This is a genomic window from Pedobacter nutrimenti (assembly GCF_003208655.1).
GTDB lineage: Bacteria > Bacteroidota > Bacteroidia > Sphingobacteriales > Sphingobacteriaceae > Pedobacter > Pedobacter nutrimenti.
Genome location: NZ_QKLU01000005.1, coordinates 1 through 13,292 on the forward strand (window position 1 = coordinate 1; position 13,292 = coordinate 13,292).

Genomic DNA, 13,292 nt, shown 5'->3' on the forward strand with positions numbered 1-13,292 from the left:
CACGTATCACACGACATTTTTGTTAATGCAGGAGGCAAGCAGTTTTTTACCATCACGGCCGATGTGATGAACCTGACGAATTTACTCAACAAGAACTGGGGCGTCCAGTATTTTTCACCCAATACGTTCAACTCGACTTCCAGTGTGGGCTTAACACCAACCTTGTTTCCACCGCAGCAAAATGCGGGTGGTTACCCGGTGTATGAATTTACTTCCCCGGGCAAGCCTTACAGTATAGATTATTATGGTTCCAGGACCCAACTGCAACTGGGGGCAAGGTATACTTTTTAAAAATAAACCAAAACAAGATGTTACATATGGAAAGGATTAAGCTATATCCAATCAGAACCTATACTGCTTTAATGCTGTTGATGCTAATCATAGCGGTGGCCTGCAGAAAAGATAAAATCGAACCACCTGCTATAGCATTTAAAATAGCTGGTTATTATCCCAATAGTGGAATGGCCGGGACGCTAATTACCGTTGAAGGCGAGGGCTTTGGTAATGACCTGACAAATTATTCGGCCTCCATTTCAGGTGTACCAGCAGAGGTAATCAGTGCTACACCCGCTTATCTGGTATTGAGGGCCCCTGCAGGAGGTTCCACCGGTAAATTAGAAATCAAATACCAGGGACAAGCTTACACGGTAGGCCAATATACGTATCAGGAATTGAGTCTGCAGAAAATTTTTCCGGTTAACGGTCCGGTTGGCACCAATATCAGGATTAATGGGGCAGGTTTTGGCAATACCAGTAAACCTGCAGTAGTGACTATAAATGGTACTGAAGCGGTAATTGTGAGTTTAACGGATACATTGATTATTGCGACCGTACCAGATAAGGCGAGCAGTGGACCCGTAGAGGTTAAAGTGAATGGGAAGTCTTCTACAGGACCAGTATTTAAAGTACAGGTGATCAATGAAATTCTGCCTAAAACTGGTGGAAAAGGCACGAAGGTAACCCTTAAAGGATCTGGTTTTGAAAAGGACCTAACCAAAAATCAGGTGACATTTAAAGGAAAAGTGGCTCAGGTGCTGGAAGCAGCAGAAGATCACCTGGTTGTTGTTGCTCCTGATGGAGTAGAAACCGGTATTGTACTGCTAAAAGTCAATGATGTGATTACAGAGGGCCCTGTGTTTACGGTAGTTCCAAAGCCAGTCATAGATGTGGTCAACCCACTGAGTGGGTTGTCCGGAACGGAAATGACCATTACAGGTACAGGATTTAGTGAAATTACCGGAGAAACCAAAGTTTTTATCAACGATAAAGAGCTTCCAGTTAGTACGGTGACCAAAACAGCAGTTAAGCTCATTATACCACCCAATATAGGTACTGGTAAGGTTAATGTTTCCGTAAACGGACAAACAGCAGAAGGCCCTGTATTTACTGACCAGGCACTGGGAATCATCAGACTTAATCCCGAAAGCGGTGCTATTGGAACAGAAGTCACGATTTTTGGTACTGGTTTTGGTGATAAGACCGGTGACAACATCGTAACCTTTAACAATATCCCAGCCCAGGTTACCTCAGCAAGCACAACACAGCTAAAAGTAATCGTTCCGGTTGGTGCTGCTACCGGACCAGTCAAAATACGGGTAAATGGAAAAGAAGCGGTTTCTTCCAAACCTTTTGCCATTCAGTCTGTCTCTACATTAACTTCAGGCTTATCTGCAAACACATCGTCCATTGCGGTTGGTCTTAACGGTGAAATCTATGCTACAGATCCAGAAAAAAACCAGATAGTGAAAGTCAGTGCAAATGGAATGGTCACCTTATTTGCGGGTAGTTCCAGTGGACAGGCTGGTAATAACGATGGTTCTGCTACATCCGCAACGTTTAACAGACCAATTGGTATTGCAGCAGACAATAGCGGGAATCTTTATGTAGTAGAAGAGAACAAGACCACCATTCGAAAAATAACCCCTGGCGGACAAGTGAGTACATTTAGTACTGGATTATGGGTAATAGATCGACCAGCTGCAATTACAGCAGATTTAAACAACAATACTTTATATGTAAATGGTACTGGAGATAACTATTCTATGGTGAGGTTTAAGTTAAATGGAGGGGGAAGAGTTGATTTTAGCTTCAGCAGTCCTAACCTGGCTCAACCCAAACAGCGTATTGGAGTTGATGCTTCAGGAGCAGTTTACTATGTAGCTTATGGGTACCCTAACAGTAATTCCATTAGCACCACCAAGGATCCAAATCTGAAAATCGGATCTGACGATGAGGTTGATTTTAAAGATGGAGATTATAGCTCTGCCCGTTTCAATGAAATATATTCTATTGTAGTGAATAATAAAAACCAATTGCTGATCGCCGATTATGGTAATAATGCGCTGCGCCTTGTTGATCAGGAGAAAAAAGTAGTCAGTACCATTTTCAAAGCTGGAAAAGGTTATCAGGATGGTGCCCTTTCTACTGTTAAGTTTGGTGAGCTGACAGACATAGCCATTGCCCCGGATGGAACCGTTTATGTGCTGGATAAAGTAAACCGAGCCATTAGAAAAGTTGTGTATTAAGTGAAGCAACCCTGTGCAGACCGTAATCTGTACAGGGTTTGTTTTAAAAATCGTTTATACGGATTATCGTGTAACTATTGCAGCAATTTTCTATCTTAAAGATAAAATTGCATTATGAATTTAATAGGTAACCTGATATGGATCGTTTTTGGTGGATTCTTCATCTTTATCGAGTACCTGATTGGTGGTTTAATCCTTTGTCTGACCATCATTGGGATTCCTTTTGGATTGCAGAGTTTTAAATTTGCCTTTGTAGGCCTGGCGCCTTTTGGGGTTAAAATTACGGATACCTCGTCCAATACAGGTTGTTTATCTACGATCATGAACATCATCTGGTTAATTTTTGGAGGATTTTGGATTGCACTGACACACTTGTTTTTTGGTCTGCTTTTATGCATCACCGTTATAGGTATCCCTTTTGGAAGACAGCATTTCAAATTAATGAACCTTGCTTTTTCCCCTTTTGGAAAATCAATAAGCTAATGGCTTATTTTAGATGGGTTGGTTCCCATCATAATTGACCATCCACTGAATGCCGAACCGATCAGTGAGCATACCAAAATAAGCTCCCCAGAACATTTTTTCAAGTGGTATTGTGATTTTACCACCCTGAGAAAGTCCTTTGAACAATTCATCGGCCTCTGCTTCACTTTCTGCATCAAGCGACAAATGAAAATTACTTCCCTGAGTTATAAAATGCCCCATTGATTCTAGTGCATCGGTAGCCATAAGTATGGTGCCATTATCAAGTTTAAGGGAAATGTGCATAATTTTATTTCCTTCTTCTTCAGATACCCTATCTGCTTCAGGTGTATCTTTAAAACGCTGGATGGTGAGGAACTCTCCTCCTAAAACAGATTTGTAGAAGTTAAACGCCTCTTCGGTATTGCCTTTAAAGTTTAAATAGGGATTTAGATTTTTCATATGGTTTTATTTGTTAAGAGACGGATAAGGTTTTTAATACATTTTTTAACTGATGGATATGACGCTGCGTATGATACATGTTAAAATACAGCCACTCCAGTCGGGTAAATTTTCCAAAAACAGGCAGTTCAAAACCCAGGCATAAGAGATTTAAATCTAACTCCTGCGCTGCATGAATAATCGCAGTATCCATATAGTTTAGATTTTCCTGCAGAACTTCTCTTTTCCATGGTAAGGTCCCCGGAAGTATAAATTCGGCAGATTTCATCTTAATTTCAAAATTTAAAAACAAGGATTTGGTTTCGGTAACTTTTTGATCAGAAGGTCTTTTTGCGGCCGATGAGGGCCCGCGGAGCAATTCAGGAAGACCTTCTTTTGATTTTAAAATGTGCTCTGCAATTTGTCCAGGTGTCCAGCTCCCCGCAAAAGGCACAGTATTGAAATGTTCTTCTTTAAAGTCACCGATGAGTTGTATAAGCTCGTTTTTGGTTTCTTTTAACTCGTTGATAAGATGTTCCATAAAATTGAGTTTGTTTTACATCACAAACTTACTTGCTTCCTTTTATATATAGAGTGGTTATATAAGACATAGTAAGGGGGGAATCCGGCCAAAAATGTTTAGATACTTGGTTAAGGTTCGATGTGGGTAAGTAAACAGCATCTTAGATTAAACATTTTTACAAGCGTGTTAAAATCACCAAAACTTTCTTTTATATGCCCCGTTTTTATTACTTTAGGTAAACTAATAATCCGTACTTGTATGAAATATCTATCTCTTTTGTTATTGCTAACAGCAATTTCCTTTTCCGGCTTTTCTCAAAACAAAGATGCCATTGTTGGTCAGTGGGTGAATGCTTCAGGAGAAGCACACATTGAAATTTATAAAAAAAGTGACAAATTTTATGGCAAAATTGTCTGGCTGAAAGAACCCAAAGATGAAAAAGGAAATCCGAAAACGGATGTTAAAAATTCAGACGAATCTTTAAGAACAAGACCTGTAATGGGATTGGAATTGTTGAGGGATTTTGTATACGATAACGGAAAATGGACAGATGGTAAAATTTACGATCCTAAATCAGGAAAGACCTATAGCTGCAACATAACAGACAAAGGAAACGGAACACTCAATATCCGCGGATATATTGGTATTTCACTGATTGGACGTACAGAAGTTTGGAAAAGGGTAAAATAGTGAAATATTTGCTGTTTTTTTTTCTGAATTTACCCTGTCTGGGATTTAGTCAGCAGTATGACTTTATACCCCTCAGTTCAGGAACGAATACGAGTTTGAGGGGGATATCTGTCGTTTCCGATCAGGTGGCCTGGGTGAGCGGAAGCAATGGTTATATCGGTAAAACCACTAATGGCGGAAAGGATTGGGAATGGATAAAACCACAAGGTTATGAGAAGCTTGATTTCAGAGATATTGAAGCATTTAGTGAAAAAAAAGCGCTTGTAATGAATGCGGGTTCTCCGGCCTATATCCTTTTGACTACAGATGGAGGAAAAACATGGAAAACAACCTATCAGAATATCGATTCAGCTATCTTTCTGGATGGTATGGGGTTTTGGGATCAGAAAAATGGAATTGTATTCGGCGATCCTATTCATAATAAATTACAGTTGTTGAAGACCCGTGACGGCGGTATAAACTGGCAGAATATTTCTGAACATCTGGCAATGGAAATGAAAAACGGCGAAGCCGGATTTGCAGCTAGTGGTACAAGTATTAAAACTTTAGGAAAAGGAAAGGCGTGGATTGCAACCGGCGGAACGGTTTCCAATATTTATCATACAGATAACTATGGCTATACCTGGAAAAGATATTCCTGCCCGATATGGCAGGGAGAAAACAGTACCGGACCTTTTTCTTTAGATTTTCATGATAGCAGTAATGGTATAGTGGTTGGTGGAAATTATGTAAAAGATAAAGAAAATATCAATAATGTCCTGCTGACGAAAGATGGGGGTAAAACATGGACAAAGCCTCAGGTGCCTGTTTCCGGATATCGTTCGGGAGTTTTATATGCCGGGCCTCAGCTCAGTATAGCAGTAGGCACTTCCGGAGTTGATGTTTCAACAGATGATGGGAAAAACTGGAGACATTTGTCAGATTTGAACCTGAATGCGGTCAATAAAGCAAAAAATGGGAAACTGATTCTTATGGCAGGAAACAAAGGCTTAATATACAGTTTAAGGGTCAAACCTTAACTGTATTTTGATGTTATATTGGGGCCAGGAGGTTATTTCCCGGGCCAATCAGCAATTTGGCTGAATGTTTAGCTAATTAACAATAACAATATACATAATTTTTTTAATCAATTAGAACATTTATTATACTGCTGTGGCGTATAATGATGTAGAACTTAATTATGAAAAAGAATCATTTAAAATATGTGATGGCAATTGCAGTTGCCATTACATTGGTATCCGGTTATGCATTAAGACCAGATGAGGGCCTGAAAGCAGATGCGGATAATGCGGGATTGAAATTACCGGCAGGTTTTGCCGCTTTAAAGGTTGCCGAAACGGGTGCTAAAGCCAGACATCTGGTGGTTACTCCTCAAGGCGATATTTATGTTAAACTGGCGAAACCAAAAGAAGGAAAGGGCATTATGGTACTCCATCCGAATGCAGATGGAAAGGCCGAAATTACAGGTGGATTTGGGAATTACGGAGGAACGGGGATCTATATAAAGGATGGTTATCTCTATGCTTCTTCCAATCAGGAGGTTTTCAGATATAAATTGAATGCCCAGAATGTTGTGGTAAATACGAATGCACCGGAAAAGATTGTAACAGGACTAAAAATGGGACGCCAGCACGAGACCAAGTCACTTGTATTGGACAACGATGGAAATATTTATGTGAACATTGGAGTGAATTCCAATTCCTGTCAGCAGCAGGATCGGGGATTACGCTCAGCAGGTATCCCGGGCTGTCCGCTCTTAGATTCTATGGGAGGGATATGGCAGTTTAAAGCAAACCAAATCAATCAGAGTTATGGCCAGGGCGTTCGTTATGCAACAGGATTAAGAAATGTGGTTGGACTAGACTGGAACCAGCAAAACAATCAGCTTTTTGTGATGCAACACGGAAGAGATAATCTTAATAGTTCATGGCCGGAATTGTACAATACAAAAGAATCTGCAGAATTGCCGGCAGAATGCCTGTATGCATTAAAAAAAGGAGATAATGCAGGCTGGCCTTATATGTATTATGACCAGATCCAGCATAAGAAAATTTTAGCCCCAGAATATGGAGGGGATAAGAAAAAAGAAGCAGATCCTAAATTTATAGATCCTGTTGCAGCTTACCCTGGACATCTTGCACCTAATGGTTTATTGTTCTATACGGGAAATATGTTTCCGGAGAAATACAAAAACGGTGCTTTTATTGCTTTTCATGGCTCCTGGAATCGTGCTCCTGAGCCTCAGATGGGTTATTTTGTCGTTTTTCAGCCATTTAAAAATGGTAAACCTTCCGGTGATTGGGAAGTTTTTGCTGATAATTTTGCCGGTACACCTGAAAAGGCAGCCGCAGGTAGGGCAGAACATCGTCCTTGTGGACTGGCCCAGGGACCAGATGGTTCTTTATATGTGAGTGACGATTCAAAGGGGACCATTTACCGTATCATTTATAAAAAGAAATAAAAAATTATGGGAGTTGTGTTGTTATAGGTCCCATATACAAAAAAAATATACAAATAGAACAGATGAAAAGAGTACTCCTGACCCTGGTGATTTTAAGCGCCACGTTGGTGAAACTATCGGCCCAAACAAAAAAGAATGCTCCGGTTTCGGCATTGGTTATGACAAATGGTAAGAAAGTATACAATCAATATTGCCTGAGTTGTCATATGGCAGATGGAGGTGGGGTACAAAATATGAACCCACCCTTAAGCAAAACCTCTTATGTGACCGGTGATAAAACAAGGCTGATCAAAGTCATTTTAAATGGATTTTCAGAAAGTGTGGAAATCGATGGAGAAACTTATACCAATGTGATGGCACCACATAATTTTTTGAAAGATCAGGAGATTGCGGATGTTTTGTCGTACATCAGAAACAGCTTTGGCAATAAATCTGGCGGGGTTTCGGCCCTAGAAGTGAAAAATGTAAGGGCTAGAAATAAAAAATAATCTATTGATATTCAGTTTTAAACTCCAATGATATTTAAAAGAATCTTATTAATTACTTTATCCATTTTAGGTGTTTTTAAGAGTTTTGCTGCTGATGTTTCCATTGTTACACAAGGTGCTGTTGGAGATGGACTGACCTTAAATACAGTGGCCATCCAGAAAGCAATAGATTATTGCTCGCAGTCAGGAGGAGGGAAAGTGATTTTTCCGGCTGGGAATTTTTTATCCGGAACCCTGGTGTTAAAAGATAATGTAAAGTTGTATCTGGAATCAAATTCAATATTACTCGGCAGCACAGATATTGAGGATTATAAGAATCTGGATCCTTTTACTGAAGGACTTGGGAATGATGTCGGTTGGGCTTTGATTGTAGCTGTTGATGCTAAAAATATAGCGATAGAAGGCAGTGGTGTGATTGATGGCCAGGGATCAAAACTAAAAGCACAGCATATTTTAAAAGATACCAGGCCTGAAGGACAACGCTGGGGCAGAAGGCCTTTTTTAATCCGTATTGTCCGGTGCGAGGGGGTAGAAGTAAGTGGTATTACCCTTAATTATGCTGCAGCATGGACCTCTCACTATTTTCAAAGCAGAAAAATCAGGATCAGTAAAGTAAAAATAGTGAGTCATGGGGTTGCTCACAATGATGGAATTGATATAGATGGCTGTCAGGATGTACAAATTAAAGATTGTGATATTGAAAGCGGAGATGATGCCCTGTGTTTCAAGACGACTTCCAGCAAAATGGCTTGCAGGGATATTGAGGTTTCCGGACTCAGATTAAAGAGTAATCAGGGGGCAATAAAAATGGGAACTGAATCTATGGCCCCTTTTGAAAACATCAAAATAAATAATTGCTACATTTATAATACCCTTAATGGCGGCATCAAACTTCTTAGTGTGGACGGCGCGCATCTGCGTAATGTGGAAATAGCAGATATTACCATGATGGAAGTAAAAACGCCTATCCTGATCCGTTTAGGTTCCAGAAGAAGCGTATTCAGAAAAGGGCAGGACAGCCAGCAGGAAACCGGAACTTTAGAGAATATAGTGATTCGTAATGTAAAGGCAAAAGCGGCCGAGGTTTCGCAGTTAAAATCACCTTCCGGCATTTTAATTACAGGCGTACCCGGTCATTACATCAAAAATCTTCGGCTGCAGGATATTGAAATTTCTCTGGCCGGCGGGGGTACAGTTGAACATTCAAGACAGGTTGTGCCTGAGGCTATAGATCAATATCCCGAAGTGAAAACTTTTGGACCAGTAGTACCGGCATATGGTATTTGGGCAAGACATGTAGAGGGCTTAAAATTAATTAACATTACTTTTAAATTAAGTGGAAACGATCAAAGACCAGCCCTGGTTTGTGAAGATGGGAAAAATATCACATTAAAAGGATGGAACATTCCGGAAACTAAAAATGCAGAATCTGTGATCCGGTTGGAACAAGTAAACGGGGCTTTAATTTCTGAAACAAAATTAAATGGGGTAGCCAGAAATTTTGTTCAGACCGAAAAAGAATGCAGAGATATTAAAATTCTGGATCATCTGTAATCCCTGGACTGTTCTTAAATAAAAAAGCCCCCTTATTTTATAAGGAGGCTTTTTTCGATTATAATGTTTTCAGCGATTTGTCCTTTGCTGTAACCTCTTCTTTAATACTAATGGCCGCACCGCCACCAGAGGCAATAGCCTGTTTTAATTTGCTTTTTGAATTGACAATAACTTTCCTGATGGCATAACTTTGCGGATTTTTATCATAACTGGCATCTTTGCCATCTGCATAAATTGTTGCAACATAACTTTTGCCCGCCGGAAGGTATTCAAATGTAATATTGGCTATTCTGGGGTTTTCATCTGTGATGGATCCAATATACCACTCCTCTTTGTTTTTGGCTTTGCGGGCAATGGTAATATAATCGCCAGGTTCAGCTTCCAAAATTTTAGTGTCGTCCCAGTCCACAGCAACATCCTTAATAAACTGAAAAGCATCCAAAAATTTGTTATAAGTTTCTGGAAGATCAGCGGCCATTTGCAGTGGACTATACATGGTTACGTAAAGGGCCAACTGATGACTAAGTGTGCTGTGTACAAAGGAATTATTCTCCGGATTGTAGGCACTGATTTTGGTTTGGAAAATTCCAGGGGTGTAATCCATTGGACCTCCAATCAAACGGGTAAAAGGAAGTATAGTCGTGTGATCTGGGTTATTCCCTCCAAATGACTCATATTCTGTACCCCGGGCAGATTCATTACCAATCAGGTTTGGATAAGTCCTGCTTAATCCGGTTGGTCTTACCGCTTCATGGGCATTAACCATGATCTTGTAATCTGCTGCTTTTTGAATGGCATACAAATAATGATTAACCAGCCACTGACCATAATGATGTTCACCCCTTGGAATAATATTGCCCACATATCCACTTTTTACGGCATTATAGCCATTTTCTACCATGAATTTGTAAGCCGTATCCAGGTGACGTTCATAATTTCTAACTGAACTGGAAGTTTCATGGTGCATGATCATTTTTACCCCTTTGGAAGCCGCATAACGATGCAGTTCTTTAACATCGAAATCGGGGTAAGGGGTTACAAAATCAAAAACATAATCTTTTGTCTTTCCAAACCAGTCTTCCCAGCCTTCGTTCCACCCCTCTACCAGAACTGCATCCAGGCCATGCTTTGCCGCAAAATCTATGTATTCCTTAACATGTGCGGTATTGGCAGCATGTTTGCCATTGGGTTTGGCTTTTGAAAAGTCAGTAACACCCAGTTGAACACTTTCCAGGTCTGTATAGGCCCAGGTACTTTTGCCGGTGATCATTTCCCACCATACACCCACATATTTTATAGGTTTAATCCAGGAAACATCTTTGAATTTGGTGGGTTCATTTAGGTTTAATACCAATTTAGAGGTTAGAATATCAGCAGCCTTATCACTAACAATAATTGTTCTCCACGGAGACTGACAAGGGGCCTGCATATAACCCTTGTCACCTACTGCATCGGGAGTAAGAAAAGATTCCAGAATAAAGTTCTTGTCATCGAGGTTAAGTGACATGGTCGAATAATCAATAAGGGCGGCTTCATGAATATTAATGTATAAGCCGTCCTGGCTTTTCATCATTAAAGGCGTCTGCACACCTGTAGGAGAAAAAGTAGTCTGGGAAGCATTGGGCGTGACAGCATCTTTCATTTTTCCTCTTACTTCCGATAGTTTGGAGGTTACTGTACTGTATTCCTGTGTGTCAAAATCTCCGGGGATCCAGAAAGCCTTATGATCACCTGCCAATGCAAACTGTGTTTTTTCTTCCTTAATGATAAAATAGTTTAGGTTGGTCTGTGCCGGAAATTCATAACGGAAGCCCAAACCATCATTAAACAAACGAAAACGAATCCGGATTGATCGCTCCTTTGGGGATTTTTGACTAAGGGTTACCAGCAATTCATTATAATGGTTTCTGATGGTTTTTTGTTCACCCCAAACTGGGTTCCAGGATTCATCAAATGTGCTTTGTTCTGTTTTACTAACTGTAAAACCGTCCATTAAAGAAGGAACATCTTTTGTCTGTATACCGAGTGTACTTGGTTTGATAACCTGTTTTTGTTTATAGGTCAGCTGATAAGTTGGTACACCTTTGGCACTGAGTTCAAACTTCATGTGGAGCTGCTGGTCGGGAGAACTGATTTGTTGTGCAGTGCTTTGGAAACCATAAGTGGCAACAGAGAGTAGTAAGAGTAATAATTTGCGCATTGGGATATAATGAATATGTTTGAAAGGCAACATTAATAAAAATAATTCGGATTAAAGTCCAAAACATCTAATATTAATGTCCTAAGGGCATATTTACGATGTGTAGGTGTTTTATTTTCTAATCAATTTCAAGGATAGTCTTGGCCAGACGGATCATTTTTTCACTGCCCGTATATTTGCCCTGTTCATCAGATAATTTGACCACCTCAGTCCATTCTCCATCCTGAGGATGTGCTTGGGTCATTTTAATCACCATATTCATCGGCTCTGGACCGACATCGTTGGTCAGGTTTGTGCCTATTCCGAAGGATATGCCAATTTTTCCCTGACAATGTTTTACAATACGCGCTACCTTTTCATAATTGAGGGCATCGGAAAAAATAATAAATTTTGACCGGGGGTCTATACCCAAATGTTGATAATGCCGGATGACCTGATCTGCAAAAAGGAGCGGGTCGCCACTGTCATGCCTTACACCATCAAACAACTTAGAGAACATCTTGTCAAACTGCTTAAAAAACACTTCCGTCGTATAAGTATCTGAAAGGGCAATGCCCAGGTCGCCCCGATACACTCTTACCCAGTTTTCCAGGCCCATGGCATTGGCCATTTTGAAACCATAAGCAGCGGCATGATACATAAACCATTCATGGGCGTGCGTTCCTATAGGTTTTGTTTGGTATAACATGGCCATATGTACATTGCTTGTCCCAATGAAACAATCTGTTCCATATTGTTTAAGAGCTTGTAAAACAAGTCGGTGAACCTGGTAAGAATACCTTCGTCTTGTCCCAAACTCTGCAACAGTAATTCCCAGATTACGATAATTTTCAATCTTTTTGCGGCTCCGTTCAATGAGCTGTTCATTGCTGATGCGTTCCATCTGGTGCATGGGATAAAACAGCTCACAGATTAGGGACATAATGGGGACTTCCCATAGGATGGTCCTGTACCATAAACCCTCTATATGGACTTCCAACTCATTACCATTTTGTTCAATCTGCACTTCTTCGGGATTATAGCGGTAACCTTCCAGAAAATCAAGATAAACAGGATCCAGATAAGGACAGGTTACTTTTAGAAATTGTTTTTCTTCCCGGCTGAGCTTTAATTGTGCCATGTGGTTGACCTCCTCTTTTAACGCTTTGGCAAAGCCTTCTGGAAAGGAATGCTTACCACGATTGATAAAGGTATATCTGGCTTTTGCACCAGGGAACAGACGGATAACGCCTTGTTGCATAGTGAATTTGTAAAAATCATTATCCAGTATAGAAGCAACAGGAGCTGGTGGGTTTGACAGCATAAGGGTCTGCATTGGTTAAGGGATGTAACAGCTAAAAGCAGGAATTGTTTATGAAATGTCACAATCAACCCCCGATTATGTCGTTAATGCCCATTTTCCTAACACCGGGGCGGGGCTATCTTTGGTTTAATTCATCATTCAAACTAAAAAGAAAATATTATGAACTTAAAAAGCGTGAAAATAACTTATTGGGCTAGCACAGTACTTTTGGCCTTGTTTATCTTACCAGGAATATTTTTTATCAATAGTCCAATGGCACAGGAAGGGACAAAACACCTTCAGCTTCCTCATTGGTTTAGCATGGAAGTTGGTATTGGCTGTTTTATTGGAGGCCTGATCCTGATTGTTCCGGGTTTGCCTGTCCGGATTAAAGAATGGGCTTATGTAGCCTTGGGAATCGTATATGTTTCAGCGCTGATTGCCCATCTTTCTGTTGACGGACTGGTTCCAATGTCCTTTATGCCATTGGTGGTTTTTGCTGTATTACTGGTCTCTTATGTGAGTTATCACAAAATCATAGGGCAACAAAAATAACCATAAGAAATGGATAAGTTAAACCCGTGGTCAGCCAAAACCATGGGTTTTTGTTTTAAATAGAAATCCTGTTTTCATCCAAAAGATAATTAATAACTTTAAAGCGAATAA

Annotated in this window: 13 protein-coding genes; 9 read left to right on the forward strand and 4 right to left on the reverse strand. The window is 40.2% G+C overall.

Features of this window, described 5'->3' with window-relative positions:
- From B0O44_RS14825 to B0O44_RS14835, 3 genes are all read left to right on the forward strand, one after another.
- The coding region (locus B0O44_RS14825) for a hypothetical protein (RefSeq protein ID WP_146229846.1) at nt 1–291 on the forward strand (291 nt) is incomplete at its 5' end.
- A 26-nt stretch (nt 292–317) separates the two neighbouring features.
- Nucleotides 318–2,525, forward strand: coding sequence for an IPT/TIG domain-containing protein (locus B0O44_RS14830; protein WP_170123344.1), 2,208 nt, complete (start codon nt 318–320; stop codon nt 2,523–2,525).
- Between the two features lie 114 nt (nt 2,526–2,639).
- Complete coding sequence (locus tag B0O44_RS14835; RefSeq protein WP_110832013.1) at nt 2,640–3,008, forward strand: YccF domain-containing protein; 369 nt, start codon at nt 2,640–2,642, stop codon at nt 3,006–3,008.
- Nucleotides 3,009–3,017: 9 nt separating this feature from the next.
- Here B0O44_RS14835 and B0O44_RS14840 read toward each other — a convergent pair whose 3' ends face one another.
- Nucleotides 3,018–3,449, reverse strand: coding sequence for a VOC family protein (locus B0O44_RS14840; protein WP_110832016.1), 432 nt, complete (start codon nt 3,447–3,449; stop codon nt 3,018–3,020).
- Nucleotides 3,450–3,462: 13 nt separating this feature from the next.
- On the reverse strand, nt 3,463–3,969 hold the full coding sequence (locus B0O44_RS14845; RefSeq protein WP_110832018.1) for a DinB family protein: 507 nt from the start codon (nt 3,967–3,969) through the stop codon (nt 3,463–3,465).
- A gap of 240 nt (nt 3,970–4,209) precedes the next feature.
- Here B0O44_RS14845 and B0O44_RS14850 point away from each other — a divergent pair, with 240 nt between their 5' ends.
- The 5 genes from B0O44_RS14850 to B0O44_RS14870 all read left to right on the forward strand — a co-directional run bounded on the left by B0O44_RS14850 (nt 4,210) and on the right by B0O44_RS14870 (nt 9,144).
- A complete protein-coding gene (locus tag B0O44_RS14850) occupies nt 4,210–4,641 on the forward strand; it encodes a DUF2147 domain-containing protein (RefSeq protein ID WP_110832020.1) in 432 nt (143 codons plus the stop codon).
- Entirely contained in the window at nt 4,641–5,660 is a 1,020-nt protein-coding gene (locus B0O44_RS14855; RefSeq protein WP_394340872.1) for a WD40/YVTN/BNR-like repeat-containing protein, read from the forward strand. The genes B0O44_RS14850 and B0O44_RS14855 overlap by 1 nt, the downstream gene beginning before the upstream one ends.
- Nucleotides 5,661–5,821: 161 nt before the next feature.
- Nucleotides 5,822–7,102, forward strand: coding sequence for a PQQ-dependent sugar dehydrogenase (locus tag B0O44_RS14860; protein WP_110832023.1), 1,281 nt, complete (start codon nt 5,822–5,824; stop codon nt 7,100–7,102).
- A gap of 62 nt (nt 7,103–7,164) precedes the next feature.
- Nucleotides 7,165–7,590, forward strand: coding sequence for a c-type cytochrome (locus tag B0O44_RS14865; RefSeq protein ID WP_110832025.1), 426 nt, complete (start codon nt 7,165–7,167; stop codon nt 7,588–7,590).
- A gap of 27 nt (nt 7,591–7,617) precedes the next feature.
- Nucleotides 7,618–9,144: a glycoside hydrolase family 28 protein gene (locus B0O44_RS14870; RefSeq protein WP_110832028.1), complete on the forward strand. Its 1,527-nt coding sequence runs from the start codon at nt 7,618–7,620 to the stop codon at nt 9,142–9,144.
- Between the two features lie 58 nt (nt 9,145–9,202).
- On the opposite strand, the gene B0O44_RS14875 is transcribed toward B0O44_RS14870, so the two are convergent.
- Together B0O44_RS14875 and pncB are read right to left on the reverse strand one after the other, a co-directional pair.
- Nucleotides 9,203–11,344, reverse strand: coding sequence for a glycoside hydrolase family 97 protein (locus tag B0O44_RS14875; protein ID WP_110832991.1), 2,142 nt, complete (start codon nt 11,342–11,344; stop codon nt 9,203–9,205).
- Nucleotides 11,345–11,462: 118 nt separating this feature from the next.
- On the reverse strand, nt 11,463–12,647 hold the full coding sequence (gene pncB, locus B0O44_RS14880) for a nicotinate phosphoribosyltransferase (protein WP_211321384.1): 1,185 nt from the start codon (nt 12,645–12,647) through the stop codon (nt 11,463–11,465).
- A 159-nt stretch (nt 12,648–12,806) separates the two neighbouring features.
- On the opposite strand from pncB, the gene B0O44_RS14885 reads away from it, so the two are divergent.
- The gene (locus B0O44_RS14885; protein ID WP_110832034.1) at nt 12,807–13,181 is read left to right on the forward strand and encodes a DoxX family protein; all 375 of its coding nucleotides are present in this window, start codon (nt 12,807–12,809) and stop codon (nt 13,179–13,181) included.
- The last annotated feature ends 111 nt before the right edge of the window (nt 13,182–13,292 follow it).

Bases quoted from the DNA above. Each gene is read 5' to 3' on its own strand.
- B0O44_RS14870 (WP_110832028.1), top strand. From the start codon at position 7,618: ATGATATTTAAAAGAATCTTATTAATTACTTTATCCATTTTAGGTGTT.
- B0O44_RS14830 (WP_170123344.1), top strand. From the start codon at position 318: ATGGAAAGGATTAAGCTATATCCAATCAGAACCTATACTGCTTTAATG.
- B0O44_RS14865 (WP_110832025.1), top strand. From the start codon at position 7,165: ATGAAAAGAGTACTCCTGACCCTGGTGATTTTAAGCGCCACGTTGGTG.
- B0O44_RS14875 (WP_110832991.1), bottom strand. From the start codon at position 11,344: ATGCGCAAATTATTACTCTTACTACTCTCTGTTGCCACTTATGGTTTC.
- B0O44_RS14860 (WP_110832023.1), top strand. From the start codon at position 5,822: ATGAAAAAGAATCATTTAAAATATGTGATGGCAATTGCAGTTGCCATT.
- B0O44_RS14840 (WP_110832016.1), bottom strand. From the start codon at position 3,449: ATGAAAAATCTAAATCCCTATTTAAACTTTAAAGGCAATACCGAAGAG.
- B0O44_RS14850 (WP_110832020.1), top strand. From the start codon at position 4,210: ATGAAATATCTATCTCTTTTGTTATTGCTAACAGCAATTTCCTTTTCC.
- B0O44_RS14885 (WP_110832034.1), top strand. From the start codon at position 12,807: ATGAACTTAAAAAGCGTGAAAATAACTTATTGGGCTAGCACAGTACTT.
- pncB (WP_211321384.1), bottom strand. From the start codon at position 12,647: ATGCTGTCAAACCCACCAGCTCCTGTTGCTTCTATACTGGATAATGAT.
- B0O44_RS14835 (WP_110832013.1), top strand. From the start codon at position 2,640: ATGAATTTAATAGGTAACCTGATATGGATCGTTTTTGGTGGATTCTTC.
- B0O44_RS14845 (WP_110832018.1), bottom strand. From the start codon at position 3,969: ATGGAACATCTTATCAACGAGTTAAAAGAAACCAAAAACGAGCTTATA.